The 25,287-nt window shown below is 70.8% G+C and carries 22 protein-coding genes; 15 read left to right on the top strand and 7 right to left on the bottom strand.

Translation table 11 applies throughout. From position 1 onward, the window contains the following. The first annotated feature begins 59 nt into the window (after positions 1-59). Complete coding sequence (locus tag AB0959_RS13845; RefSeq protein WP_366826595.1) at positions 60-224, top strand: hypothetical protein; 165 nt, start codon at positions 60-62, stop codon at positions 222-224. Between the two features lie 143 nt (positions 225-367). Here AB0959_RS13845 and AB0959_RS13850 read toward each other — a convergent pair whose 3' ends face one another. The 3 genes from AB0959_RS13850 to AB0959_RS13860 all read right to left on the bottom strand — a co-directional run bounded on the left by AB0959_RS13850 (position 368) and on the right by AB0959_RS13860 (position 3,407). Then, entirely contained in the window at positions 368-1,330 is a 963-nt protein-coding gene (locus AB0959_RS13850; protein WP_366826596.1) for a 3-oxoacyl-ACP reductase, read from the bottom strand. A 43-nt stretch (positions 1,331-1,373) separates the two neighbouring features. Further along, on the bottom strand, positions 1,374-2,450 hold the full coding sequence (locus AB0959_RS13855; protein WP_366826597.1) for a Zn-dependent alcohol dehydrogenase: 1,077 nt from the start codon (positions 2,448-2,450) through the stop codon (positions 1,374-1,376). A 66-nt stretch (positions 2,451-2,516) separates the two neighbouring features. Beyond that, positions 2,517-3,407 (bottom strand): MaoC/PaaZ C-terminal domain-containing protein, encoded by an 891-nt coding sequence (locus AB0959_RS13860; RefSeq protein WP_366826598.1) that lies wholly within the window; start codon positions 3,405-3,407, stop codon positions 2,517-2,519. Between the two features lie 288 nt (positions 3,408-3,695). Here AB0959_RS13860 and AB0959_RS13865 point away from each other — a divergent pair, with 288 nt between their 5' ends. The 7 genes from AB0959_RS13865 to AB0959_RS13895 all read left to right on the top strand — a co-directional run bounded on the left by AB0959_RS13865 (position 3,696) and on the right by AB0959_RS13895 (position 10,027). Next, positions 3,696-4,643: an ABC transporter ATP-binding protein gene (locus AB0959_RS13865; protein ID WP_366826599.1), complete on the top strand. Its 948-nt coding sequence runs from the start codon at positions 3,696-3,698 to the stop codon at positions 4,641-4,643. Next, complete coding sequence (locus AB0959_RS13870; protein ID WP_366826600.1) at positions 4,643-5,359, top strand: ABC transporter permease; 717 nt, start codon at positions 4,643-4,645, stop codon at positions 5,357-5,359. Before AB0959_RS13865 ends, AB0959_RS13870 begins: the two co-directional genes overlap by 1 nt. A 55-nt stretch (positions 5,360-5,414) precedes the next feature. Next, positions 5,415-6,779: a sensor histidine kinase gene (locus tag AB0959_RS13875; RefSeq protein ID WP_366826601.1), complete on the top strand. Its 1,365-nt coding sequence runs from the start codon at positions 5,415-5,417 to the stop codon at positions 6,777-6,779. A 46-nt stretch (positions 6,780-6,825) separates the two neighbouring features. Beyond that, entirely contained in the window at positions 6,826-7,545 is a 720-nt protein-coding gene (locus AB0959_RS13880; protein WP_366826602.1) for a PH domain-containing protein, read from the top strand. Positions 7,546-7,605: 60 nt separating this feature from the next. After that, on the top strand, positions 7,606-8,310 hold the full coding sequence (locus AB0959_RS13885) for a hypothetical protein (RefSeq protein ID WP_366826603.1): 705 nt from the start codon (positions 7,606-7,608) through the stop codon (positions 8,308-8,310). Further along, a complete protein-coding gene (locus tag AB0959_RS13890) occupies positions 8,307-9,296 on the top strand; it encodes a nucleotidyl transferase AbiEii/AbiGii toxin family protein (RefSeq protein ID WP_366826604.1) in 990 nt (329 codons plus the stop codon). Before AB0959_RS13885 ends, AB0959_RS13890 begins: the two co-directional genes overlap by 4 nt. A 98-nt stretch (positions 9,297-9,394) precedes the next feature. Then, entirely contained in the window at positions 9,395-10,027 is a 633-nt protein-coding gene (locus AB0959_RS13895) for a response regulator transcription factor (RefSeq protein ID WP_366826666.1), read from the top strand. Between the two features lie 180 nt (positions 10,028-10,207). On the opposite strand, the gene AB0959_RS13900 is transcribed toward AB0959_RS13895, so the two are convergent. Beyond that, positions 10,208-11,635 carry an MFS transporter gene (locus AB0959_RS13900; protein WP_366826605.1) on the bottom strand — a complete coding sequence of 476 codons (1,428 nt, stop codon included), beginning with the start codon at positions 11,633-11,635 and terminating at the stop codon, positions 10,208-10,210. A gap of 351 nt (positions 11,636-11,986) precedes the next feature. On the opposite strand from AB0959_RS13900, the gene AB0959_RS13905 reads away from it, so the two are divergent. From AB0959_RS13905 to AB0959_RS13930, 6 genes are all read left to right on the top strand, one after another. Further along, on the top strand, positions 11,987-13,726 hold the full coding sequence (locus AB0959_RS13905) for an MFS transporter (protein ID WP_366826606.1): 1,740 nt from the start codon (positions 11,987-11,989) through the stop codon (positions 13,724-13,726). A 115-nt stretch (positions 13,727-13,841) separates the two neighbouring features. Continuing rightward, positions 13,842-14,510 carry a class I SAM-dependent methyltransferase gene (locus AB0959_RS13910; protein ID WP_366826607.1) on the top strand — a complete coding sequence of 223 codons (669 nt, stop codon included), beginning with the start codon at positions 13,842-13,844 and terminating at the stop codon, positions 14,508-14,510. A 66-nt stretch (positions 14,511-14,576) separates the two neighbouring features. Further along, the gene (locus tag AB0959_RS13915) at positions 14,577-15,587 is read left to right on the top strand and encodes an N-acetylmuramoyl-L-alanine amidase (RefSeq protein WP_366826608.1); all 1,011 of its coding nucleotides are present in this window, start codon (positions 14,577-14,579) and stop codon (positions 15,585-15,587) included. Positions 15,588-15,806: 219 nt separating this feature from the next. Next, complete coding sequence (tnpB, locus tag AB0959_RS13920; RefSeq protein WP_366826609.1) at positions 15,807-17,270, top strand: IS607 family element RNA-guided endonuclease TnpB; 1,464 nt, start codon at positions 15,807-15,809, stop codon at positions 17,268-17,270. 247 nt (positions 17,271-17,517) lie between these two features. After that, the gene (locus AB0959_RS13925) at positions 17,518-18,375 is read left to right on the top strand and encodes a hypothetical protein (protein ID WP_366826610.1); all 858 of its coding nucleotides are present in this window, start codon (positions 17,518-17,520) and stop codon (positions 18,373-18,375) included. 1,663 nt (positions 18,376-20,038) lie between these two features. Then, positions 20,039-21,049, top strand: a complete 1,011-nt coding sequence (locus tag AB0959_RS13930) for an LLM class F420-dependent oxidoreductase (protein ID WP_366826611.1) — start codon at positions 20,039-20,041, stop codon at positions 21,047-21,049. A gap of 46 nt (positions 21,050-21,095) precedes the next feature. Here AB0959_RS13930 and AB0959_RS13935 read toward each other — a convergent pair whose 3' ends face one another. From AB0959_RS13935 to AB0959_RS13945, 3 genes are read right to left on the bottom strand one after another with little or no spacing between them, the layout of a single operon-like run. Then, positions 21,096-21,836 (bottom strand): hypothetical protein, encoded by a 741-nt coding sequence (locus AB0959_RS13935; protein ID WP_366826612.1) that lies wholly within the window; start codon positions 21,834-21,836, stop codon positions 21,096-21,098. Beyond that, positions 21,823-23,481, bottom strand: coding sequence for a VWA domain-containing protein (locus tag AB0959_RS13940; protein ID WP_366826613.1), 1,659 nt, complete (start codon positions 23,479-23,481; stop codon positions 21,823-21,825). The genes AB0959_RS13935 and AB0959_RS13940 overlap by 14 nt, the downstream gene beginning before the upstream one ends. Beyond that, positions 23,478-24,707 (bottom strand): hypothetical protein, encoded by a 1,230-nt coding sequence (locus AB0959_RS13945; protein ID WP_366826614.1) that lies wholly within the window; start codon positions 24,705-24,707, stop codon positions 23,478-23,480. The genes AB0959_RS13940 and AB0959_RS13945 overlap by 4 nt, the downstream gene beginning before the upstream one ends. 170 nt (positions 24,708-24,877) lie before the next feature. Between AB0959_RS13945 and AB0959_RS13950 the strand changes: the two genes are divergently transcribed. Then, positions 24,878-25,165 (top strand): hypothetical protein, encoded by a 288-nt coding sequence (locus AB0959_RS13950; protein WP_366826615.1) that lies wholly within the window; start codon positions 24,878-24,880, stop codon positions 25,163-25,165. Positions 25,166-25,287: the final 122 nt, after the last annotated feature.

The raw sequence follows: 25,287 nt of genomic DNA on the forward strand, positions 1-25,287 counted from the left end.
CCCGCCCGTTAGACTCAGCGCTCGTACGAAGATCTTGCTTACGGGGTGAACACTGTCACATGAGCGACGCACACACCACGGAACCGCACGCCGCCGACGCCGCCGCCCAGAAGGCCTCCGGTCACGGCAAGCACCGCGGACCGGTCTCCGCGAACGACGCCGAGGTGACCCCTCGGGGTCGGCACCGCAAGCAGTCGGCCGAGCAGAGCGAATCGGCTGCCTGACTGGCACGCGGCTCCGACGCGACGTCGAGCCACGCGGGACCAGCAGCAACGGAACACCGCACACCATGCGCAGCACACGGCCTCGCCGGTCCAGGACCGGCGGGGCCGTCCTGTGCCGTGCCCAGCGTCCCCGGACAGCACACCTAGCGGCCCCGCTCCCTCCTCAGCCCCAGCACCTCGGCCGCCGCGAACGTCTCGCCCTCAGGCCGTTCGGCGTAGTACGGGCCGAGCAGCGCGTCCAGTTCGTCGTACGTGAAGGTGTCCTGCTTGCTGTCGAACCGGGCGGCCACCCGTGGTCGTTCGACAACGGCGACCATCCCCCCGTGCACGACGAGCAGTTGCCCGTTCACGTGTGCCGCCGCGGGGGACGCCAAGTAGCCGACGAGCGGTGCCACGTGCTCGGGGGCCAGTGGGTCCAGTCCACCGTCGTCCGCGTCCGCCTGCTGGGCGGCACCCGCGAACACGTCCGCCGTCATCCTCGTCCGCGCACGCGGACAGATCACGTTGGCCGTCACGCCGTACTTGGCGAGGGCCGCCGCCGTGGACGTCGTCAGGCCGACGATTCCGCCTTTCGCCGCCGCGTAGTTGGGCTGCCCCGCCGAACCCGCCAGGAACGCCTCCGACGACGTGTTCACGATCCGCCCGTACACCGGACGCCCGCCCTCCGCCTTGCTGCGTGCCCGCCAGTGCGCCGCCGCGAAGCGCGTCGTGTTGAAGTGGCCCTTCAGGTGGACGCGGATCACCGCGTCCCACTCCTCCTCCGACATGGAGAAGACCATCCGGTCGCGCAGGATGCCCGCGTTGTTGACGAGGATGTCCAGCTTGCCGAACTCGGCTGTCGCCAACTCGACCAGTTGTCGCGCCTGTTGGTGGTCCGCCACGTCTCCCGTGTGGGCGATGGCCGTGCCCCCCGCCGCTCGGATCTCGGCCATGACCTCGTCGGCCGGCCCGGCGGACGCCTCCCCCGAGCCGTCGCGGCCCGGTTGCCCGTAGTCGTTGACGACGACGGCCGCGCCCAGCCGGGCGAGCTCCAGCGCCTCGGCCCGGCCCAGCCCACGCCCCGCGCCCGTGACGATCGCGGACCGGCCCTCAAGTGGCAGTGACATCAACGTCCCTTCGCAGCAGGTCAGGAGGAGAGATCGGCCGGGCTCAGATCTCGACGCAGGTCCGCAGCGCCGTGCCCGTCCGCATCTGGTCCAGCGCCTCGTTGACCTCGGACAACGGCACCCGGTGGGTGATCAGGCCCGAGAGGTCGATGCGCCCGGCACGCCACAGCGCGATCGTCCGCTCGTACGACCTCAGCACGTCCCCGCCGCCGTACATCGAGGGCAGGATGCGCTTCTCGTCGAAGAACAGCTCGAACATGTTGAGCTGGAGGTAGTCGTCCATGGCACCCGCGCCGACGATGACGAGCGTGCCGCCGCGCCGTGTCGTCTCGTACGCCGTCCGTGCCGTCGCGGACTTGCCGACCACCTCGAAGACGTAGTCGAAGCCCTCGCCGCCGGTCACCGACTGCTTGGCGTCGGCCAGTTCCTCCGGCGCCACCGCCTTCGTCGCGCCGAACTTCAGCGCGGACTCCCGCCGGGAGACGACCGGGTCGACGGCGACGATCTCCGCGGCGCCCTTGAGCCGTGCGCCCTGGATCGCGGAGATGCCGACGCCGCCGCAGCCGATGACGGCGACCGACGAACCGGCCTCCACGTCCGCCGTGTTGAGCGCGGCGCCGAGTCCGGTGGTGACCCCGCAGCCGATGAGGGCGCCGATGTCGAAGGGCACGTCGTCCGGGATCGGTACGGCACAGCCCGCGTCGACGACGACCTCCTCGGCGAAGGTGCCGGTGCCCGCGAAGCCGAAGACGTCCCCGCCGGGCCGCTTGAAGTTCGGGGTGCCCGCGTTCATGAACCCGGCCAGGCACAGCTCTGTCTGGCCGCGCTTACAGGCGGGGCAGGCGCCGCAGGCCGGGAGCCAGCAGACGACCACGCGGTCGCCCGCCTTCAAGTGACGTACTCCCTCACCGACTTCGAGGATCTCGCCCGCCCCCTCGTGGCCGGGCACGAACGGACCGGGCTGCGGCAGGACACCGGCCATCGCGGACAGGTCGGAGTGGCACAGGCCCGTGGCCCGTACCCGGATCCTCACCTTGCCGGGCCCGAAGCCCACCGCCTCGACGTCGTCGAGGACCTCGAGCTTGTCCTGGCCGATCTCGTGCAGTACGGCTGCGCGCATGGTGCGGCTCCCCTCAACTGTGGGTGGGGCTCAGGAGTGTCCGGAGTATCAGGAGTGTCGGGAGTATCAGGAGTGTTCGACGAGGGTGTCGGCGAGGACGGGCGCGTCGTCGCGGTCGACGGACGTCACCGACACCTGGATCCGGCCGTCCGACGCCGGCGAGGTGCCGCGCCACATGCTGATGCGCAGCGTCTCCCCCGGATACACGACCCCGGCGAAGCGCGTGGCGTACGAGCGCACCCGGCTCACGTCGCCGCCGAGCAGCGTGTCGACGACGGCCTTGAGCGTGATGCCGTAGGTGCACAGCCCGTGCAGGATGGGCCGCTCGAACCCGGCGACCTTGGCGAACTCCGGGTCGGCGTGCAGGGGATTCCAGTCACCGGAGAGGCGGTAGAGCAGTGCCTGGTCCTCGCGGATGGGCCGCTCGGCGACCTTGTCGGGGTCACCGGCCGGCGGTTCGAGCCGGGCGGACGGTCCGCGGTCCCCGCCCCAGCCGCCCTCCCCGCGGACGAAGATCTGCGCTTCGTTGGTCCACAACGGGCCCTCGGTGTCCGTGACTTCGGTGCGCATGACGAGGACGGCCGCCTTGCCCTTGTCGTACACGGCGGCGATGCGTGAGGTGGCGGTCGCGGTGCCCTCGACCGGGAGGGGGCGGTGGACCCGGACGGTCTGGCCGCCGTGCAGGACGCGGGCCAGGTCGACGTCGACGCCGGGCATGGACAGGCCGCTGATCACCCCGGGTGAACCCGCGCCCGCGACGGTGGCGAAGCTCGGCAGGACGTGCAGCCGGGACTCCAGGGTGTAGCGCAGTTCGTCGGGGTCGGTGGCGGGGCTTCGCTTGTCGGGGTTCGCGCCGGCGCCCACGCCGAGGTGGTAGAGCTGGACGTCCTTCGAGGTCCAGGAGATCTCCCCGGACCGGGGCTCGGCGGCGAGGGCCAAGGCTGCGTCAATGGGCATGGGGCTCCTGACTCACGGGGGAGACCTCGGCACGACCGTCCGCACCGTCGGCCGCACCGAGGTCGTCACGAGGCCGAGGAACCCGCCCTCCCTAGAACGCGTTCCAGTCCGGCGACCCCTGTATAGCCCAGGCGCGTGGAGTTGTGAAGACTACTGACGTGGCGTCAGATGGATGTGTCGCAAGGGGTGCCGCCATGGCTGTCGACGACCCCCGTGACATTTGTCCTGCCCGACTGCGTACAAGCGACATCTGCCGTGCCCCACCCGGAAGTTCGTAGCGTCATGGCTATGACGGACAGAGCTGGAACATCGCCTCACGCCGTGTCCTTCACCGGCGCGGTCAAGGCCTTCGGTGCCGTACGGGCCGTCGACGGGGTGGATCTGGAGGTCGCGCGCGGCGAGACGGTCGCCCTGCTCGGCCGCAACGGTGCCGGGAAGTCCACGGCCATCTCGCTGCTCCTCGGCCTGAACGAGCCGGACGAGGGGCGGGTGGAGCTGTTCGGCGCCCCGCCTGAGGAGTCGGTGCGCGCCGGGCGGGTCGGCGCGATGCTGCAGGACGCCCGGGCGGTGCCCCGGGTCACCGTCCGCGAGCTGGTCTCCTTCGTGGCCGGGCGCTATCCGGAGCCGCTGCCGGTGGCCGACGCGCTGGAGCTGGCCGGGGTCACGGATCTGGCGGAGCGCCGGGTCGACCGGCTCTCCGGTGGTCAGACGCAACGCGTGCGCTTCGCGGTGGCGCTGGCCGGGAACCCGGCGCTGATCGTCCTCGACGAGCCGACGGCCGCGCTGGACGTGGAGGCGCGGCACGCGTTCTGGGACTCGATGGGGGCGTACGCGCGGCGCGGGCACACCGTGCTGTTCTCCACGCACTACCTGGAGGAGGCCGACGCGCACGCCGACCGGATCGTGGTGATCGACCGGGGCCGGATCGTCGCCGACGGCAGCGGCGAGCAGCTGAGGCGGGCGGCGGGCGGCAACCTCGTCTCGATCGACCTGGCGGGCGGTACGGCGGACGATCTGGAACTGCTGCCGGGTGTCGTGTCCGTCGAGGTGCGCGGGCGGCGGGCCCTGCTGCGGACGGACGACTCGGACGCGACGGTACTCGCGCTGGCGCGGAGGGACGCCGTACGGGGCCTGGAGGTCGCCCCGGCGTCGCTGGACGACGCGTTCCTGGCCCTGACGGGCGGCCGCAGCACTCCTCAGGACCCCAGCATCGCGCAGGACAGGGAGACGGTCTGATGCTCGACTATCTACGGCTCGAAGTGCGCCGGACGCTGCGCGACACGGGGTTCGTGATCGGTGGGGTGGCGATGCCCGTGATGATGTACCTGCTGTTCACCAACCTCGGTGACCAGGAGGGCGGTTGGAAGACCGCCTCGATGGTCGGCATGGCCGCGTACGGAGCGGTGGGCTCGGCGCTGAACACCGGTGGCGGGGTCGCCGAGGACCGCACCGTCGGCTGGCTGCGGCAGCTGCGCGTCACTCCGATGACGCCGCGCGAGGTGGTGCTGGGCCGGGCGCTGACCGGGTCGGTGACCGTGGTCCCGGCCATCGTGGCGGTGCTGGCCGCCGGCGGTCTCGTCAACGGCGTACGGCTGGACGCGTGGCAGTGGGCGGCGGTGGTGGTCCTGCTGTGGCTGGGCTCGGTGCCGTTCACGCTGCTGGGCCTCGGCAACGGGTACCGGCTGACAGCCCAGACCACGGGCGTGGCGAACATGGTCTGCAACCTGGGTCTCGCGGTGGTCGGCGGCCTGTGGTTCCCGGTCTCCCTCTTCCCCGACTGGCTGCGCACGCTGTCGGCGTACACGCCCACGAACCGTTTCGCGCAGCTCGGCGGTTCGGTCGCCTCGGGCCACGCCCCCACGGCCGGGGCGGTCCTCGTGCTGGGGGTCTGGATGCTGGTGTTCGGTTCGTACGCTGTGCTGTCGTACCGGCGCCACGCCGGAAACGTCTGAGCGAAACGTCTGAGCGGAAACGTCTGAGCGGAAACGTCGAGCGGAGGAACCAGTCATGTCCTGGTCGCGCAAGCTCTCGTACCGGGTGGACGCCCACCGCCGGGCGGTCCGGGAGGCGCGGGAACATCAGCGGTACTGGAAGGAGAACAAGGAGCGCCTCAAGGCCGAGTACAAGGCCGCGCGGAAGGCGGGGAACGTCCCGGAGAACCAGGGACCGGCTCCCACCGGTTTGAGCCTGCTGCCCTGGCTCCTGATGGGGATGGGGGCCTTCTCCAACCTCTTCCAGGGAGAGACCCCCAACCCCTGGATCGGCGGCCTCGGGCTGTTCACCTTCAACTCCCTCTACATCTACGTGGCGTTCCGCGCCTTCCGGAAGGAGACGCGGGAGGCGGTCTCCACGCGGGTGGCACTGGTGCTGCTGGGCCTGGTGACCTGCGGTCTGGCCATGACCTACGGCGGCAACTGGCTGCTGTTCTTCCCCCTGTTCGGGCTCGCGACCGGCGCGGTCGTGCGGATGCCGCAACTGCGCTGGGTCGGGACGGCGGTGGCTGTGATCGCCGGTGCGGCCTCCGTGTTCCACGACGGCTGGGGCGGTCTCGACACCGCGTACGCCACCTGGATCTCCACGATGGTGACGGCGGCGATCCTGTCCCTGGCCGAAGCGGTACGGGAACTGCGCGCCGCCCGTGAGGAGTTGGCGCGCCGTGCGGTGGCGGAGGAGCGGTTGCGGTTCTCCCGCGACCTGCACGACCTGCTCGGCCACACCCTGTCGGTGATCGTCGTGAAGTCGGAGGCGGCCCGTCGGCTGGCGTCGCGCGACCTGGACGCGGCGCTCCTGCAGGTGCGGGACATCGAGTCGGTCGGGCGTCAGGCCCTGACGGAGATCCGCGAGGCCGTGACCGGCTACCGGGAGGGCAGTCTGTCCACGGAACTCGACCGTGCGCAGTCGGCGTTGACGGCCGCCGGGGTCACGTCCTCCGTACGGATGTCCGGGCCGCCGCTGTCCCCGCAGTCCGAGGCCCTGCTGGGCTGGGTGGTGCGGGAGGCGGTCACCAACGTCGTACGGCACAGCGGGGCGGCCCACTGCGCCATCAGTCTCACGGGGACGAAGGAGCGTGTCCGGCTCGTGGTCTCCGACGACGGTACGGGGCCGGCGGCCCCTGCCTCGGAGTCCGCCGGCGGCGGGACGGGGCTGAAGGGGCTCACCGAACGCCTCTCCGCGGCGGGCGGATCCCTGGAAGCCGGGCCGGGGGCGCGGGCCGGGTTCGTGGTGCGCGCGGAACTCCCCGTGGAACCGGCCGACTTGGTGAGGGTGGAGGACGCGGCTCGCGCCCAGGGCCTGGAGACGTTCGGACAGGCCGTCCGGGCACCGGAGCGACCCGCTCCACCCGATGACGACCCCCGCAGGGACCGGCTGTAGCATCCCTGCGCCCTCATGGGTGTGCCATGACGGCCGAGGAGTTGCGATGAGCGGCGGGATCGAGCGGGAGTACCGCAGACGGCGGGGGGTGCCGGCGGCGAACTTCTCCGTGGCCACCGCGGCGGTGCTGGTCGTCGTCAACGCACTGAGCGCGATGACGACGTCCCGGCCGATGGCCTGGCAGACGCCGGCCCTGGCGGCCTGGCTGTTCGCCGGTGGCCGGGTGGTGCTGGAGCAGTGGCGGGCGCGTACGTACGTCACGGCCGAAGGGGTCACCGTGCGAGGGCCGCTGCGCACGCGCACCTGGCCCTGGGCCGGCGTCTACGGCATCCGGGTCGAGGAGGGCAGGCGGGGCAGCCCTGGCAGCCCTCGCTGGCCGGCGTATCTCTACGGCACCGACGGGCGCAGGGTCCGCCTCCCCCACCTCGACGAGCTTCAGCTGGACGACCCGGTCGCCGAGGTCTCCGACCTGTGCGCCGCGGCCGTACGGCTCGGGCTCACGTACCCGGAGACACGGCCCGAGGTGGAGGAGCGCATCCGGCGCGCGGCGCGACGGCGCACGGCGTGGCAGCGGGCGGTCGCCGCCGGCCTGGTCGTCGCGGCCGCCATGTTCGTCCTCGACACCTGGTTGGTCTTCACCGACCGGCCGGACCACCCGTTCCTGCTGCTCGTGTGCGTCCCGCTGCTCTGCCTCCCCGCCTTCTTCCTCCTCCTGGACCGCGTCGGCGAGGCCCGGGTCGCCCGGCGCTGCCCGGGGCACGCCTGACCGGTGGGCGAGCTCGGCCGCAGGCGGCGTTGTCAGTGCACGTTGGTAGCGTCGCGTGCCGTGAACGGACCCAGGGGCGCCGAGGCCCCGGCACGGTGTTTCGCGGGCGACTTCGAGACGCATCTGACGATAGGCGCCGACCCCGGCGGTGGCCACGACGAGCCGTTGCGCCGGTGGGCGCGGGACCACGGGCTGAAGTACACACGCATCGTGCTCGACCGGGGCCAGAGCCCCGACCAGCCCATGGTGACCTGCCGGGGAAGCGGCACCCTGGCCGGGCAGCGGGCGGCGGCACGGGCGTGGGTGGACCGGCTGCGCGGCGACGGGTTCGACGTGACGCGGGTGAAGATCGAGGCAGCACCGTGGAACGACGACGTGCCGCGGACGCGTGCGGACGCCGCTGCCCTGCCCCCGCGGGAGTGCTACTTCGAGCACCACATCAAACTCGTCCTGATCGGTGACGCCGCTCGTCTCGACTCCCTGCGCGCCCTCGTCGTCCCCCACGCCGCGCACGTCTCCCGCAACGCCCGCCGGGCGCTGGACGCGGGCCGCCACGAACGCTTCGTCACACAGCGCTGCAGGGGCGTCGGCCGGTCCGAGGCGCGGGACCGCCTCGACGCCCTCCTGTCAGCGCTCGCGGACGCCGGGCACACGGCCGTGGAGACGGAGGAGGAGTTCGTCGTGCACGACGACAACCCGGTCCTGGACGCCGGGTGGATCGACGACGGTCTCGTTCCCGGGTCCCCCGGAAGGCTGCCGCGGTGAGCGGCCCCGAGCGGAGCGCGGCCCACCGCGCCGCTCTCGACCATCTCCTCACTCTGATCGCGGAAGCCCCCTGGAGTTCGTGCCTGGTGCTGCGCGGGAGCATGACCATGGCCGCCTGGGCGGGGCCGGCCGCCCGCGAACCGGCCGACCTGGACTGGGTGGTCCTGGAGGACGAGGTCCTGGTGGATCCCCTGGACCCGTACCCGTACGTCGACGCGGTGGACGTCGTTCAGCAGTGGCCGGAAGCAGCGGACGGCGCGGCCCGCTACGAGATGTGGGGGTACGAGGAGTGCGACCCGGGAGGCCGGCGCCCTCTCCTGGCGCCGGAGGGTCTGCGCTGGATGGTCGCCGACGAGGAGACCGCCGAGCCGGGCCCTCCGTACATGGACCTGCTGGACCGGGTGCGCACCAGCCCGGAGGCGGCCCCGGGGGTGCTGCTCGACGCGGACGCCGCGAAACCGGACGGCACCTGGACGTACGCCGAGTACGACACACCTGGTGTGCGTCTGGTCGTGCCCTGGCGCACGGACGGGGTGCTGTCGGGCGACGTGCGGCTGGACTTCGCCCGCGACGAAGTGCTCCCGGAGGCTCCCGTCTGGACGCTGGTTCCCAGGGGCGACGGCGGCGCCCCCGTCGCCGTACGGACCGCGAGCCGGGAACTGTCACTGGCCTGGAAGATCCAGTGGCTGCACACCGACTGCGCGGGTGAGGGCGAGGCCCAGGGCAAGGACCTGTACGACGCGGTCCTGCTCGCGGAGGCCCCGGGGACCCGGCTGTCCCCGCGGCTGCTGCGGAAGGTGCTGCGCCGCACTCCGGGCAACGCGGCCGACGCGTTCGGCCCGGACACCATGGCCTCCTGGCAGGTCGACTGGAACGGATTCCGCGCGGAGCACCCCTGGATACGCGGTACGGCACAGGACTGGCTCGGTCGCCTGGTCAGGGCACTGGAACCGGTGCTCACGCCTCCCTCCCCGTCCGGGCGTTGACGGCGTCGCGGGCGAGGTCGGCGCACCCCGCTGTGCCGCAACCCGGCACGCGCCCTCGCGCCCTGCCGTGAGCGCCCTACTCTTGGGCCGTGAACGAGATGCCGCGGGAGCATCGGCCCGCCAAGTCCATCAGAGTGCTGCTCGCCGAGGACCAGGGCATGATGCGCGGCGCCCTCGCGCTGCTCCTCGGCATGGAGGCGGACATCGAGGTCGTGGCCCAGATCGCCACCGGGGACACGATCGTGGACACCGCGCTCATCCACCGCCCCGACGTGGCGCTGCTGGACATCGAACTGCCGGGCATCAGCGGCCTGGACGCCGCCGCCGAGCTGCGCGACCAGGTGCCGGACTGCCGGGTGCTGATCCTCACCACGTTCGGGCGGCCGGGGTACCTGCGCCGGGCCATGGAGGCGGGCGCCGCCGGGTTCCTGGTCAAGGACGGACCCGTGGAGGAGCTCGCCGAGGCCGTCCGCCGGGTGCTGACCGGCGAGACCGTCATCGACCCGGCGCTCGCCGCGGCCGCCCTGAGCGCGGGCCCCAACCCGCTCACGGCCCGCGAGTGCGACGTCCTCAAGGCCTCCGCGGACGGTGCGACCGTCGCCGACATCGCCGCGAAACTCCACCTCTCCGAGTCCACCGTCCGCAACTACCTCTCCTCCGCCATCGGCAAGACGGCCACGCGCAACCGCATGGAGGCGATGCGGGAGGCCCGGCAGCAGGGGTGGCTCTAGGGCCCTTCTGATGGATCTCCGTGGGAGAAGGAGCGGCGTTCGGTGCGTGCTCTCGGCGTGCCGGGCGGAAGCCCTCGTAGCGGAGCTACTAGGGCTTTTGTCCGGTGCGGCGAGAGTGCGTGCCGGGCGTCGCGACGCCGCGGAGATCCATCAGAAGGGCCCTAGGGCCGGAGGCCGAGGTCAGTCCGCCGACGTGCTGCGCGGCAGCCACGCGAACATCAGCACCGACGCCACGAGGAGCACGGTCCCGCCCGTGCGGAACACCAGCGCGTACCCCTCCGTCAGGGCCTCCGGCGAGGTACCGCCCGCCGTACGGGCCGCCGCGACCGTCGACATGGCGGCGAGGCCGAGTGAACCGCCCATCGTCCGCGAGGTGTTGACGAGCCCGGACACCAGGCCGGCGTCCTCGGGGGCCGCCCCGGAGGTGGCGAGCGCGGCGAGCGGGGTCGCCGACAGGCCGCCGCCCGCCATCATCAGGATGCCGGGAATCATGATCGCGGTCAGATACGGGCCGTCCGCCGTCATCGTCGACTGCCACCCGAACCCGGCGGCGGCCACCAGGACCCCGAGCACCACGACATGGCGTGCCCCGAGCACCCGCATGAGCCGGGGCGCGAGCTGGGCGCCGAGCACCACCGCGAGCGAACTCGGCGCCAGGGCGAGCCCGGCGGCCAGCGGGTCGTAGCCCAGCACGGTCTGCGCGTACAGGGTCATGAAGTACCAGGTGCAGAACATCACCGCTCCGCACAGGAACATCGCGGCGTTCGCCGACGCCACCGACCGCAGCCGCAGCAGCTTCGGCGGCATCAGCGGTGCCCGCGTCCGTGCCTCGACGGCCAGGAAGGCGCCGATCAGCCCCAGTCCGGCGAGCAGCGGCACCAGCGTCACGGCCGCCGTCCACCCCTCGGCCTCGGTCTGCACGATGCCGTAGGCGAGGGTCGCGAGGCCCGCCGTCACCAGGACCGCGCCGGGCAGGTCGAGCCGGCGCCCGTCCCTCGCCCTGCTCTCCACGAGCCACCATGCCGCGCCGGTCAGCACCACGGCGCCCACGGGCACGTTGATGAGGAGCACCCACCGCCACGACAGGGCGTTCACCAGCAACCCGCCGACCAGGCCGCCCGCCGCTCCCCCGCCGGCGCCGACCGCCATCCACGTGGCGATGGCCCGTGCGCGGGCGGGCCCCTCCGGTACGGCCGAGGTGACGATGGTCAGCGTCGAGGGCGCGAGCACCGCGGCCCCGAGCCCCTGGACGGTCCGCGCGATGAGCAGGTGCCAGCCGTCCTGCGCGAGGCCGCCGCCGAGCGAGGCCAGCGTGAAGAGGGCGAGCCCCGTCAGGAACATCCGCTTGCGCCCGTACAGGTCACCGGCCCGCCCGCCCAGCAGCATGAAGCCGGCGAAGGCGATGGTGTACGCGTTCACCACCCACTGCAGTCCGGTCACGCCGAGCTCCAAGTCGGTCCGCATCGACGGCAGCGCCACGTTGACGACGGACACGTCGAGGACGACGAGGAACTGCCCGGCGCACGCGAGCGCGACGAGGAGCCAGGTGGGTGGCGCGGTACGACCGGATACGCGCGTGTCTTCGGCGGCTCTGAGCATGGGGCTCATGGTCTCAACCACCCGTCGCGACGGCATCGGCATTTCGCGCCGGTCCGCCTCGGGCGCCAGACCTACGCCCCTCCCCGCGGGCACGCCGTCCGGCCCCAGGGACCTTGATGGGGCGTCAGAAACCCATGCGAAGGTCAAGAATTCGTTAGTGACCCGAAGCATCGGAATAGTTGCCCAGGCACACGGGGTTCACCACTCACGTACCCCGCACGACCCCGTATGACACGTACGACCCGCATGACCAACGTACGACCCGCACGACCCGCACGACCCGTAAGACACAACCCCGCACGATTCCGAGTCCGGCCGCCCGGACTCCCCTTCTCCCACCCGGCCCGGAGGCCCCACGCAATGACGCACACGACCGCAGACCGACCCACCCGGAGAGCGAGCGGAGCCGTCGTTCCGGTTCTGGCCTTCGCGGGGATCGTGGTCGCGGTGATGCAGACCCTGCTCGTCCCGGTCATCAAGGACCTGCCGACGCTGCTGGACACCGCCCCGAGCAACGCCACCTGGGTCCTGACCTCGACCCTGCTCTCGGGCGCCGTGGCCACGCCGATCATGGGCCGCCTCGGCGACCTCTACGGCAAGCGGCGCCTGCTGGTCCTCAGCCTCGCCGTGATGGTGGTCGGCGCTCTGGTCAGCGCGCTCACCAGCACCCTGCTCCCGATGATCGTCGGCCGCACCCTCCAGGGCTTCGCCATGGGCGCGATCCCGCTGGGCATCGGCCTGATGCGCGACATGCTGCCCCGTGAGCGGCTCGGCTCGGCGATGGCCCTGATGAGCTCATCGATCGGCGTCGGCGGCGGCCTCGCCCTGCCCGCCGCGGCCCTCATCGCCCAGCACAGCGACTGGCACGCCCTGTTCTACGGCGCCGCCGGCCTCGGCGTCCTCGCCATCGCGCTCACCCTGCTCGTCGTCCCGGAGTCCCCGATGCGCGCGGAGGGATCCTTCGACGTCCTGGGCGCGTTCGGCCTCTCCACGGGCCTGGTCCTCTTCCTCCTGCCGATCACCAAGGGCAGCGACTGGGGCTGGACCTCGGGCACCACGCTCGGCCTGTTCGCCGCGTCCGCCCTCGTCCTGCTCCTGTGGGGCATCTTCGAGCTGCGCACCAAGGCGCCCCTCGTCGACCTGCGCACCACGGCCCGCCCCGCGGTGCTCTTCACCAACCTCGCCTCCATCATGGTCGGCGTCTCCTTCTACGTCGTCTCGCTGGTCCTGCCGCAGCTCCTCCAGCTGCCCACCGCCACCGGCTACGGCCTCGGCCAGTCGATGGTCGTCGCGGGTCTGCTCGTGGCGCCGCTCGGCCTGACGATGATGTTCACGGCACCCGTCTACGCCCGCCTGTCGGCGAAGTACGGCCCCAAGGTCACCCTGATCCTCGGTATGCTCATCATCGCGATCGGCTACGGCGCCGGCCTCGGCCTGATGAGCGCCGCCTGGCAGAGCCTCGTCATCTCGGTGCTCCTCGGCGCCGGCATCGGCCTAGCCTACTCCTCGCTCCCCGCGCTGATCATCGGCGCGGTCCCGGCCTCCGAGACGGGCGCGGCCAACGGCCTCAACACCCTGATGCGGTCCATCGGTACGTCGGTGTCGAGCGCCGTCATCGGCATGGTCCTCGCCAACACCGCGAACAACGTGAACGGCGTCGCGATCCCGACCATGCACGGCTTCCGGGTCTCCTTCCTGATCGCCACCGCCGCGGTCGCGCTGGGCCTGGTGCTCGCCCTGTTCCTGCCGGGCCGCCGCCCCGCGACCGGACCGCAGCTGCGCGCGAGCAGCGAGGAGGACGCGAACCTGCGCCGGGCCACCGAGGTACTGGGGGGCTTCCGCGGCCGTGTCCTCGACTCCGAGGGCACCCCGGTCGCCCGCGCCAGGGTCACGCTGATCGACCGGCGTGGACGCCGGGCGGGCGCGACGGTCTCCGACGAGGACGGCTCGTACGCCCTCGCCATCCCCACCGGGGGCACCTACGTCCTGGCGGCCCGCGCCACCGGCCACGGCCCCCTCGCCTCGTCCGCGACCCACACCGGCGGCGAGAACGCGGTCGACGTGGACCTGCCCCTGCCGGGTACGGCCGTGAAGGCCTGACCCCAACTCCTGGCCGCACCCCCTGTCCGTCTCCGGCTCGGGGGTGCGGCAGCATGGGCGCCCGGACATCAGCCGGACATCAGTACGACACGCTCGTACGACCGACAGGAGCCCCATGACCGCCGCACCCGCCGAATCCGCCGCCCCCAAGCCGGAGACCCTGGCCGCGTTCGAGGCCGCGAGGGGCTTCATGCCCACGGACGAGGGGCTCGCGCTGTACGCGGCGGCCGTCGAGGCGGGTCGGCTCGGGCTGCCGCTCCTGGAGGTCGGCACGTACTGCGGCCGCTCCACGATCCTGCTCGCCGACGCGGCCCGGGCCGCCGGGGTCACCGCGCTGACGGTCGACCACCACCGCGGCAGCGAGGAGCAGCAGCCCGGCTGGGACTACCACGACCCGTCCACCGTGGACCCCGACCTCGGCATCATGGACACTCTCCCCACCTTCCGGCGCACCCTGCACCGGGCCGGCCTGGAGGACCACGTCGTCGCCCTGGTCGGCCGTTCCCCGCAGGTCGCGAAGATCTGGGGCACTCCCCTCGCCCTCGTCTTCATCGACGGCGGCCACACCGACGAGCACGCCAGCGCCGACTACGAGGGCTGGGCACCTCATGTGGCGGAGGGCGGCCTGCTCCTCATCCACGACGTGTTCCCGGACCCGGAGGACGAGTTCACCGGTCAGGCCCCGTATCGCGTCTACCTCAGGGCCCTGGGGTCCGGCGCCTTCACGGAGGTCTCGGTGACCGGCTCGCTGCGGGTGCTGCGGCGGACGGGCGCGGGGATCTGACGGGACGTTCACCCGAGCGGTGTCACCGGCCTGCGGAGCCCATGGCCGCCCCGTAAGGTGGCACACGTGTCGTACGTAGGCCCGGACTTCGATCCGCCCCAGCCCCGCCGTTCCCCGCTCCGCCGCCCTCTCGTGGTCGCGGTCGCCGCGTTGGTGCCGGGGGCACTGGCGGGGTGGCTGCTGTGGCAGGCCACGGGGAGCTCGGGGGACGGAGGCGGCTCCGGCAGCACGGCGGCCGCGGCGTCGTCGTCCTCGGCGGGCGCCCCCGGCACCTCGAACTCGGCGAAGACGTCCGCACCCTCGAACAGGACCGCCTCCACCGGGCCTGGCGACGACGACAAGGTCCCGAGCCCCTCGGCCTCCCGCTCGGAATCCCGCTCGTCCTCCGACCCCGCCCCCTCCGGCCCCCTCAAGGGCAAGGTCGTCGTCCTCGACCCCGGTCACAACCCCGGCAACTTCCGGCACACCACCGAGATCAACCGCAAGGTCGACATCGGCACGAACTGGAAGGAATGCGACACGACGGGGACCTCCACCAACTCCGGTTACACCGAGGCCGACTTCACGCTCGACGTGGCACGGAGGGCTCGGAAGATCCTCGAAGAGCAGGGCGCCACGGTGAAGTTGACCCAGGACGGGAACCGGGCGTGGGGACCGTGCATCGACGAGCGGGCCCGGATCGGGAACGAGGCCAAGGCCGACGCCGTCGTGTCCATCCACGCCGACGGGTCGGGCGCCGGGAACCGCGGGTTCCATGTGATCCTGCCGGGCGCCGTGCACTCCGGCGGTGCCGACACCCGGCCGATCGTCGCCCCCTCCCGCGACCTGGGCGAGCGGGTCGCGGGCAGGTTCGTCCGCAACACCGGCAGCGCGCCCTCCAACTACGTCGGCGGCGGCACCGGTCTCGTCACACGTCAGGACCTGGGCGGTCTCAATCTGTCAACGGTTCCCAAGGTGTTCATCGAGTGCGGCAACATGCGCGACAGCAAGGACGCGGCACTCCTCACCAGTGGTGCCTGGCGGCAGAAGGCGGCGCAGGGGATCTCTGAGGGCATCTCAAGCTTCCTGAGCAAGTAGACGACAGCTGCCGAGCAATCCATGGTGCTCTCAGCCTCCCCGGCCTGTGCAGTGATGGCATAACCCTGCGACCGGGACGGCCGTCATGGCACGCCCTGTGCGGGGTAGGCCCCGGGCCCTGCCCCCCGGGCTAGAACAGAAGTTCTTTCATCGAATGCGTGGCCTTTAGGCGGGGTGCGCGTTGGGTTCAGTAAGGGGATCTTCTTGGAGGGGAGGGGAGTGAGCGGGAAGTTCCGGCCGCGGCCCGGTTACACGATGCAGGCCTACAGGTTCGCCCTCGACCCCAACTCCACACAGGAGCAGGCGTTGCGCTCGCACTGCGGTGCCGCCCGCGCCGCCTACAACTGGGCCGTGTCCTGGGTGACCGACTCGTGGTGGCAGCGTAAAGCCGAAGCCACCTACGGCATCGGCGAGGAGGGTCTGACCCCGTGGCGGCCGTGGTCGCTGCCCGCGCTACGCAAGGAGTTCAACCGGGTCAAGACCACCGACCCCAGGTTCGTCAACTGGTGGCATGAGAACTCCAAGGAGGCCTACAACACCGGGCTAGCGAACGCGGCCGCCGCCTTCGACAACTACGCCAAGTCCAAGCAGGGCAAGCGCAAGGGGTGCCGAGTGGGCATGCCGCGGCGCAAGTCCAAACGAAGAGGCCGCCTGGCCTGCCGCTTCACCACCGGCACGATCCGTGTCGATCCAGCCGGTCGGCACGTCACCCTGCCCCGGCTGGGCACGATCCGCACCCACGAACACACCTTCAAGCTCTTGACTCGCGTTCAGGCCGGGACGGCACGCATCCTCTCCGCGACTGTCCGGCACGAGCGCGGACGCTGGTTTGTCTCCCTCCAGGTTGAGACCGCACGGGAGATCACCCGCATCGACCGCCCGGACACCGCAGTCGGGATCGACCTGGGTGTGAAACACCTGGCAGTACTGACTGACAGTTCGGGCGAGATCCGCTACGTGCCAAACCCAAAACACCTGGACGGCACCCTCAAGCTGCTGCGGTTCCATTCCCGCCGAGCCTCTCGGCGGCAGGGACCGGACCGCAGGACAGGTCAGAAGCCGTCGAAACGATGGGAGAAGGCCAACGCCGAGCGCAACAAGATCCACCATCGAGTGGCAAACTTGCGCGCCGATACGCTGCACAAACTCACCACCCGAGTGCTCGCGGAGTACGGCACCGTGGTGGTCGAAGACCTCAACGTCGCTGGAATGCTCCGCAACCGCCGCCTGGCCCGGCACGTGGCCGATGCGGGGTTCGGGGAGATCCGACGTCAGCTCACCTACAAGGGCCGGTGGAACGCCTGCCGCACCATCGTCGCAGACCGCTGGTATCCCTCCTCCAAGACCTGCTCGAACTGCGGCGCGGTGAAAGCCAAGCTGCCGCTGCACGTTCGGCTCTTCACCTGCGACGCCTGCGGCCTGGTCCTGGACCGGGACGAGAACGCGGCCCGCAACCTGGTCGCCCTCGCGGCGGCTGTCACCACTGGTACCGGAGTGGCCGGAGACCAGGACACGCAGAGCGTGTCGAAACCCCGTGGAGCCGACCACAAGACCCGCCGCCAACGCCCCGGCCGAAACAGCGGCCGAGGCGGGCGGGCAGGTGGCGCAAGCCTGCCGCATCCGCGGCGGAAGGAAACGGGAGACCGTCGTCAGGACACCGAAGCGCAGCTCGCGCTCCGGTGACACCGCCACGGACCTTTCAGGCAGAAACGCCTGGGATGCCGAGTCACTGAGACTTCGAGTAACGGAATCGTGAGTTTTCTGCACGGTAGTGATTCGCGGGCTGATCCCGGCGGACGCCATCACCGGTCGGACGATAGTGTCGTCCCTACGATGAGGGGCCACCCCTGCGCTTCGCACCACAGCCACACGGCGACATGGTGTCAGCGACGCCTCCACCGATGACGTGACGACTGACGAAGGACCTGAAGTGAATATCCGCTCCCTCACTAGAGGCGACGGCGTGGTGATCGGAGCAGCGGTATTGCTGTTCATCGCGTCGTTCCTCGACCTCTACTCCGTCGACGGGGCTTCCGACAGCGCCGACCTCCCGAACCTCTGGGGAAGCGGGCCGGTCCTGCTCAGCGTCGTCCTGGCAGGGATCATCGGCGCCGCGCTCGTCGTCGTCTCCCGGGGTCTGCCCCAGACGCCCAAGGTCGCCGGCCTCGACCTCGGCCAGTTCGGTGTCGCATTCACGATCTTCGCCGCGTGGAGCGCGCTGGGCAACATCTTCGACGTGATGGGCGGAGCCGACAACAGCAGCAGCGCGGACATCGGCGTCAGCCCCGGCACCGGCATGATCATCGCCTTCATCGCCACCCTGATCATGGCCGCCGGAGCCGTCGCCACCCCCCTCGTCCCCGCCCTCAAGGGCGCCCTCGTCCCCGCCCCGCGCCCGCAGGCCCCGCAGCCGTACGGCGCACAGCCGGCCAGCGGCTACGGCTACCCCGGCGCCCAGCAGCCAGGTCCGGGACAGCCGGGGCAGCCCTTCGGCGGTCAGCCCCAGCAGGGCCAGCAGGGCCAGCAGGGCCAGCAGCCGTACGGTGGCGCCCAGCCGCAGCAGGCGCAGACCCCGCAGCCGCCGGCGAGCGAGTTCTCGCCGTTCTGGTTCGCGGTGCCGGTGCCGCGTCCGCTGTTCGCGGAGGACGGCTCGCAGGCGACGATCGCCGAGCTGGCGCCGGGTACGTGGTACCTGGCCGTCGAGCAGCGCGGTCCGGCGCTGGTCGCGCAGACACAGGACGGCCGCCGCGGTGTCCTGCAGGACACGTCGGGCATCCAGCGCGGCTGAGCCCTACCGTCCTCGATGGGCCCCTGCTTTAGACGGGGCCCATCTTCAACACGGTCGCCCATTCTCATTCAGCGAAATATGTCCGAAGGTTCTGCGCGCCAACTGATGGAACATCAACCACCGCAGCCCTTGGCTGGCGATCGATCAAGCTCCCCACGGCCTCATGCATGGTTGGCGGTGAGACGTCGAGGACGCTTGGGCGCGATCGGTTCCCCTCTGCGTCCCCGGGATTAGGTTCGCGGTCTGCTGGAGCGGCAACAGACCGCGACAGCTTGGACCATGGCGTTCATGTGCTCGAGGTGACCGAAGTGACGGGCCAATGCCCGGGCAGTTCTCACCATGGTCTTGGCGGCGTCTGCTTGCTCTTGCCGGAGATTCGCCTGTCCCGGCCCGTGCGTCGGGCAGCCAGCCGCCGGACCCGGATCTCGGCACCATCGATGATCCCGGACTTCCGCCTCGCCGAGATGGTCGATGACCTCGGCCAGGGTTTGCAGCCGTACGTCCGGACTGACAGTGCACCATCACTCGGCGCGCAAGGGGCGCACCTCGCCGACGCCCGGGTGATGGCGGAGCAGTCCACGCCGAACCGGCAGGCCAGCACATCGTGGGTGGTCCCGTGTCACAGCTGGACGAGAGTGGCCAGGAGCCGGTCGATGAACACCAGCCGGTGCCTCGCTCCGACACCCACAGCCCGTTTCCCCGGTCTGGACACGAGCTTGGCCTGGTACCATTCGCGCCACAACGGACCTATCTCCGCGATGAGTTCTGCATTCACATCGGCTGACAGGCTGGTGATCCTGCAGTGGGGAGAAGCCCGAAGCCGGGGACAGAATGAGCCTACCAGCAAATGGCTGTGGTCCTTTTTGGGCGAGGCGTGCCCGCCCGGCGCTTGACCCTTGTTCTTCGCCCGGGATCGCCCCTCGATCAGCCGCAAGAGAAGACGAGGCCGCTATGGCGCGTCAGCAGTTCACATAACTTCCACCGTCGCTCAAATTGCTATTACGGACCCAGCCGTACTTGTTGGAGCTGTCGTTACGAAGGTAGGTCCAGAAGTTTCCGTCCGAGCCTTGGGCAGCGCAATGGTAGTCGAGGCGCTCCCAAGGGTTTGCGGCATCGGTTCCCGAACAGGACGTTCTTGGTCCGCTGTACATCCACGTTATGGTTGCTGTGGCGGTGGCCTTCCAGGAACTGGAGTCCTTGTCGGCATAGCCCACGCCACACGCGACGGCTGCCGAAGCCGAGCCTGAGAAGGACGCGGGCAAGCACGCAGCGACCACAGCCACAGTCGGCAAAGTCCAAATGATTCGACGCCTCAACGTTTCTCCTTGTGCGATGAATACCGAGCACGTACCAGATGCCGCGTAAGCAGGCGAATATCCCACTGAAGTCCGAGATGAGGCTCTCGCGACTTCCGTTATCAGTGTGAAAATAGTAAAAACTCCAATGACACTGCGTGAGTAGCTTTTTAGCCATCGCCTTCAGGTGCGTCGCACTGGAAGGGATGGGCAGACCAGGAGAAGAGCGAGGGGCGGGTACGACGCCTGATGACTTTGCGCTGTTGAGCGGCCAGGTCGGCTACCCATGGAACTGCCCTTCCGGGCGGGGGGGCCGCTACCGTACAGTCGTCCTCCCAGTCGGCTGACGGATCGTCAGGAGGCATACGATGCGGCTAGGGCTCGCACTCGGCTACTGGGGGCGCGGCCCCTCCCCGGACCACGTCCCGCTGGCGCAGGAGGCCGAGCGGCTCGGCTACGACTCCGTGTGGACGGCGGAATCGTGGGGCTCGGACGTCTTCACCCCGCTGACCTGGATCGCGGCTCAGACGTCAAGGATCAGGCTGGGCACGGCGGTTGCCCAGATGGCGGCCCGATCCCCCACGACCACCGCGATGCACGCCCTCACCCTCGACCACCTCTCCGGCGGACGGATGATGCTTGGCCTCGGGCTCTCCGGCCCCCAGGTCGTCGAGGGCTGGTACGGGCGCCCGTTCCCGTCGTCACCGCTCACCGCGACCAGGGAGTACGTCGACGTCGTACGCCAGGTGCTCCGGCGCGAGGCCCCGGTCGCCGTGGACGGGCGCTTCCACTCCCACCCGTACCGCGGCGAGGACGGCACCGGCCTCGGCAAACCCCTCAAGCCGATCACGCACCCCCTCCGCTCCGACCTGCCGGTCCTGCTGGGCGCGGAGGGGCCGAAGAACATCGCGCAGACGGCGCGTATCGCGGATGGCTGGCTCCCGCTGTACTGGTCCCCGACGCGCTCGGAGGTGTACGAGGCCTCGCTCACCGACGCGCCTGAGGACTTCCTCGTCGCGCCCATGGCCCGCGCCCAGGTCTGCGACGACGTGGCCGAAGGGCTGCTGCCGGTGAAGACGATGCTCGGCTTCTACATCGGCGGAATGGGGCACGCCAAGCGGAACTTCCACGCCGACCTCATGGCGCGTATGGGGTACGAGGAGGAGGCGCGGCGGATCCAGCGGCTGTTCCTGGAGGGCCGTCGCGAGGAGGCCGTGCTGGCCGTCCCGGACGCGTTCGCCGACGAGATCTCCCTGGTCGGGCCTCGGGAACGCATCGCCGAGCGCCTGGAGTTGTGGCGCAAGGGCCCGGTGACGGACCTGCTGCTCCTGTCCCCGGACCGGACCACGCTGCGGGTGCTGGCCGAGCTCAACTCCTGACCTACTACCGGCCCCCCATCACCCGCTACCGGCCACCGGCCACCCGCTAGCGGAAGATGGCGATGGCCTCCAGGGTGACCTCGCCGGAGTCCGGGTGCCAGCCGGTCATCTTGCCCAGGCAGCGGGCCCGGAAGGTGCCGTCGGGTATCGTCTCGCGGCGCAGGCCCTCACGCGCGCCGACGACCCGTACGTACGGCGCTTCCGGGCCTTCGTCGTACGAGGCGCGCAGGACGATGCCCTCCGAGGTGTCCGGGTCCATGAGGAAACGGCCCCGGACCGACACGAACTCCTCTATGTCGCTCAGCGCCACCCGCCCGTCGCCGTCCAGGGCGTCGACGAGGGCCCGGTTCGGGCGAATCGTTCCGCCGCGCAGGTCGGCGTGGACGACGGCGTCCTCCCGCTCGAACGCGTCCATCAGCATCCCGATCACGGTGATGGGCTCGTTCTTCTGCACGTACGAGGTGAACTTCGCCTGGGAGACGTCCCTGTTCGCCTTGACCGTCCAGGGCAGGAGCTTGCCGACAAGGCCGACGCTGGTGTTGACGTTGGTCTGGTGCTCCACCGCCTGTTCGAGTGCGGCCCCGAAGTTGCTCCGGTACAGGTCCATCACGGACTGCTCGTCCAGGAAGAAGCAGATGCTGTACGGGGTCCTGTTCGTGCGTCTGCGCCGCTCGCGGACATGGCGCACCAGCACGACGGCGACGGCCGCGACCCCGGCGGCCGTCATCAGCCAGACCGTCATCCACGGCCACCACGCTCTCCACCACAGTGCGTCAACGGCAGCCACGGATCTCCTTGAACGCCTCGGAAAGGGACGACTGGTCGGCGTCCACCATGTGCCCGCCGGTCTTCGCCGCCGCGCGCCGCAGTTCGCCGGCGTCGGCCTCGCCGAAGTGCACGGGGTAGGTGTGGACGGCGCGCGCCCGGCCGGGCAGCGCCTCGTAACGCCGCACGAACTCCTCATAGGTGATGCCCGCGTTGTTCTCGCCGTCCGTCATCAGCACCAGGGACACGGCCCGTTCGGGATCGTCGGCCAGGGTGCGGGCCGCGGTGCGGTAGCCGTGGTCGAGGGCGGTCCACACGGCGGTGGCGTCGCCGTAACCGCCGCGGGCGACGGTGTCGGCGAGGGTCTTCAGGTCGGCGGGCCCGTGGACGGTGACGGTCCGCTCCTGAAGGACCCGACCGCCGAACCGCACCACGGTCAGCCGCTCCCCCTGGTGGAACCGCGTGAACTTGCCGGTCGCCGAGGAGTCCGCGCCGCTCAGACCGGCGAAGGCGTCGCGGAGTTCGGCCATGCGGGCGCCGCGCATCGATCCGGAGAAGTCGAGGAGGAACACGACCTGGTCGGCGACGCGCCGGTTCGGGTCACCGTAGTCGTCCAACAACCGTCTCAGAACGGCGAGTTCGCCGGGGAAGTACAGCGCATTGCCGACCGGCGCGCGCAACTGCGCGGAGCGGGTCACGGTCGCCTTCACCGGGCGGCGCAGCGTCCGCCGCATGATCTCCTCCTGGACCGAGTCCCGCTGGATCCACTCGGTGACCCGGTCGTAGGCGGCGCGGTGGGCTGGGGCGAGCAGGAGGATCGGGAAGTCGGAGAGGACCATGCCGTCCTCGGGGCGTATGACGTCGAGGTCGTCCTTGAGGCGGCCGGAGGCGTTGAGGGCGAGCAGGTCGGACTCGTAGGTGATCAGCGCGTTGGGCGTGTTGGGCGTGTTGGGCGTGTGGGGCTCGGCCGTGCCGTTCTGGCGTTCGACGTAGGCGTCGAGCAGGTCGGGCGCGGTGGACGCGGTGAGCGCCTGGCCGGAGCGGAAGCCGCGCAGCCGGTCGCAGGAGACGTCCTGGGCGCGCAGGACTCCTCCGGTGCCGGCCGCCGCGGTGGCGACTCCGACGAGCGCGGCGAGTCCGCTGCCGGTGCGGCGGGGGTCGGCCATGCCGAAGCGCACGGTGCCGGTGGCGGCGGCGTCCGCGATGTCGGCCCAGGTGAGCCGGCCGCCGGGCACTCCGGCGCGCAACCTGCGTGCCACGTCCGGCTCCAGGCCGACCACGACCGGGGACGTCATGGTCGGGGTCCGCTGGAACCGCTCGGTGGGCTTCCGGCCGCTGAGCCGCAGGTACCGGTCGTCGGAGAGCCAGGCGAGGTCGTATCCGGCGTCCGCCGGGATCTCCCGCTCGGCCGTGGCCCGGTAGTCCATGTCGAGTTCCACGCCGGTCGCGTCCCTCAACTCCCCCAGCAGCGGGGCGAGTACGGCGAGGTCGGGGCCGGCGAGCACGCGCAACGTGACGGGGTCGTGCTCGCCCTTGCCGCCGGTACAGGCGGTGAGCGCGGCGAGCAGGGAGAAGGACAGAGACAGGGCCAGAACCAGACGCAGGGAGGGAACCAGACGCAGGGACAGAACCGGACGCGGGGTCGGGGCCCGTCTTCCCCCGCTCACTCGCCGGCCTCGGCGGGCGGGCAGCCCCCCACTCGCTGGATCATCCGCTCCAGCAGGGCCAGCCGGGGCAGCACCGCCCGGGTGTCGTCGGAGGAGGTGACGGGCACCGGGATGCCCCGGTCGGTGAGGAACTCGGCGAGCTGGTCGCTGGTCGCGTCGCGCCGGGCGTCCCGTCCCCGGAAGCCCAGTTCCATGGCACGGTGCTGGAGTTCGGGGTCGTCGCGGATCAGCTCGCCGAGCCGGGCGCCGTCCTTGGTGAGCGCGACGAGCTGGGGCTCGGTGACGAAGCGGGTCGAGGGGTAGAGCAGGACACGGTCGTCGTCCGTCCTGCCCTCGTCGGCCTTGTACTGGATCTGGTGGGCCAGGAACTGGTGCTCGTAGATGACGGAGATCGGCGCGAGGCTCTGACCGTCGACGGAGAGATAGGTCTCGGCGCGCTCGGAGGAGGGCAGGCCCTGTTCCACGAGGAGCGGTTTGATCCGCTGGGCGATCCTGTCGGCCGTCCTGGTGTCGTCCGGGGCGTCGTTGTCGTTCTCGACGAAGGCGACGAGACCGAGATAGGTGCCGGCGGAGTTGGACTCGCAGATGTCGGAGGTCTGGGCGAGGATCTTGTTGGAGTTGCGTACGCCGTGGCGCTCGATGCCGATGCCGATGTCCGGGTCCGGGTCCGACCAGCGCTTGCCCTCGCTGGTGAGGTTCAGGAAGCGGTCCATGGTGAGCCGGTAGTACAGGGGCCGGTCCCCCGAGCCCGGCTGCGCCTCGGCGACCCCCGCGTCCACCAGCGTCTCGGCGTACTGCCGGTAGGTGGCCAGCACGATGGGGCTGACGAACGGGCGGTAGGTGAGCGCCGGATGGTTGGCCCGTGCGCGCTCACGGGTGATCAGGTCTGCGGCGGGCTGGCCCGACGGGAAGACGACGTCGTAGCCCTCGACGTCCTGGACGGCGATCTCGCGGGAGCCCATGTTGGTGATGTGCACGCGGAAGCCGTGCTTCATCAGCAGCCGTTCGACCTCCGGGTCCTGGAAGAAGTCCCGTTTGGAGGCCATCTTGGCCTCGATGGTGACGACCCTCTGCAGGGGCAGCAGCAGGTTCCCCGAGGCCATGAGGAGAACGAGACCGATCAGCGGGACGGGCAACGCGACCGCGAGGGTGCGCAGCAGCCTGCGGCGCGTGGGTCTGATGACGGTTAAGCGGGGCTCTTCCTGCATGGGTCTGTCGACGGACACCAGCACCTCCCCCAGGGTGGGCCAGGATCGTCGGTGACGGGGGTTACGTCTGGCGGTCCTGCGGGCCAACACCGTTTGAACAAAGGGCGACTGACGGCCGAACACTCGCGGCGGGGGGCTGCGTTACGCCCGTGTGGTTTGGCCCGGGCTTCAAGGGCAACCCGGAGGATATGTCCCCTCATTATCGCTCCACCCAGGCCGGGAGGATCATCGCGATCATCGCGGACATCATGGCCTTCATCCTCGGCCTGTGGATCCTGATGTACCTGTTGGACGCGAACCGCGCGAACGACTTCGTGCAGTTCATCCACGAGACGGCCCGCTGGCTGGCGGGCTGGTCCCACGACCTGTTCACCTTCGACGAGGAATGGGCACGCGTCGTCGCGGGCTACGGCCTCGCAGCGGTGGTCTACCTAATGGTGGGCCACGCCGTCGCGAACCGGATCTACCGGCACTGACCGGAAGACGGCTCGACCGGGGGGCGCGCGCGGCCACGGACGGCGCGCCCACCCACCGCTTTGCGCCCCTGTCCAGACGCGGATCTTTCGACACAATCAGATGGTCTGCCAGGAAACGGGGG

Source organism: Streptomyces sp. NPDC046862 (assembly GCF_040704615.1).
GTDB lineage: Bacteria > Actinomycetota > Actinomycetes > Streptomycetales > Streptomycetaceae > Streptomyces.

Excerpts from the sequence above, each read along its gene's own strand:
- AB0959_RS13865 (WP_366826599.1), top strand. The coding sequence starts at position 3,696 with ATGACGGACAGAGCTGGAACATCGCCTCACGCCGTGTCCTTCACCGGC.
- AB0959_RS13930 (WP_366826611.1), top strand. The coding sequence starts at position 20,039 with ATGCGGCTAGGGCTCGCACTCGGCTACTGGGGGCGCGGCCCCTCCCCG.
- AB0959_RS13845 (WP_366826595.1), top strand. The coding sequence starts at position 60 with ATGAGCGACGCACACACCACGGAACCGCACGCCGCCGACGCCGCCGCC.
- AB0959_RS13905 (WP_366826606.1), top strand. The coding sequence starts at position 11,987 with ATGACGCACACGACCGCAGACCGACCCACCCGGAGAGCGAGCGGAGCC.
- AB0959_RS13950 (WP_366826615.1), top strand. The coding sequence starts at position 24,878 with ATGTCCCCTCATTATCGCTCCACCCAGGCCGGGAGGATCATCGCGATC.
- AB0959_RS13895 (WP_366826666.1), top strand. The coding sequence starts at position 9,395 with ATGCCGCGGGAGCATCGGCCCGCCAAGTCCATCAGAGTGCTGCTCGCC.
- AB0959_RS13850 (WP_366826596.1), bottom strand. The coding sequence starts at position 1,330 with ATGTCACTGCCACTTGAGGGCCGGTCCGCGATCGTCACGGGCGCGGGG.
- AB0959_RS13860 (WP_366826598.1), bottom strand. The coding sequence starts at position 3,407 with ATGCCCATTGACGCAGCCTTGGCCCTCGCCGCCGAGCCCCGGTCCGGG.
- AB0959_RS13900 (WP_366826605.1), bottom strand. The coding sequence starts at position 11,635 with ATGAGCCCCATGCTCAGAGCCGCCGAAGACACGCGCGTATCCGGTCGT.
- AB0959_RS13855 (WP_366826597.1), bottom strand. The coding sequence starts at position 2,450 with ATGCGCGCAGCCGTACTGCACGAGATCGGCCAGGACAAGCTCGAGGTC.
- AB0959_RS13880 (WP_366826602.1), top strand. The coding sequence starts at position 6,826 with ATGAGCGGCGGGATCGAGCGGGAGTACCGCAGACGGCGGGGGGTGCCG.
- AB0959_RS13875 (WP_366826601.1), top strand. The coding sequence starts at position 5,415 with ATGTCCTGGTCGCGCAAGCTCTCGTACCGGGTGGACGCCCACCGCCGG.
- AB0959_RS13870 (WP_366826600.1), top strand. The coding sequence starts at position 4,643 with ATGCTCGACTATCTACGGCTCGAAGTGCGCCGGACGCTGCGCGACACG.
- AB0959_RS13910 (WP_366826607.1), top strand. The coding sequence starts at position 13,842 with ATGACCGCCGCACCCGCCGAATCCGCCGCCCCCAAGCCGGAGACCCTG.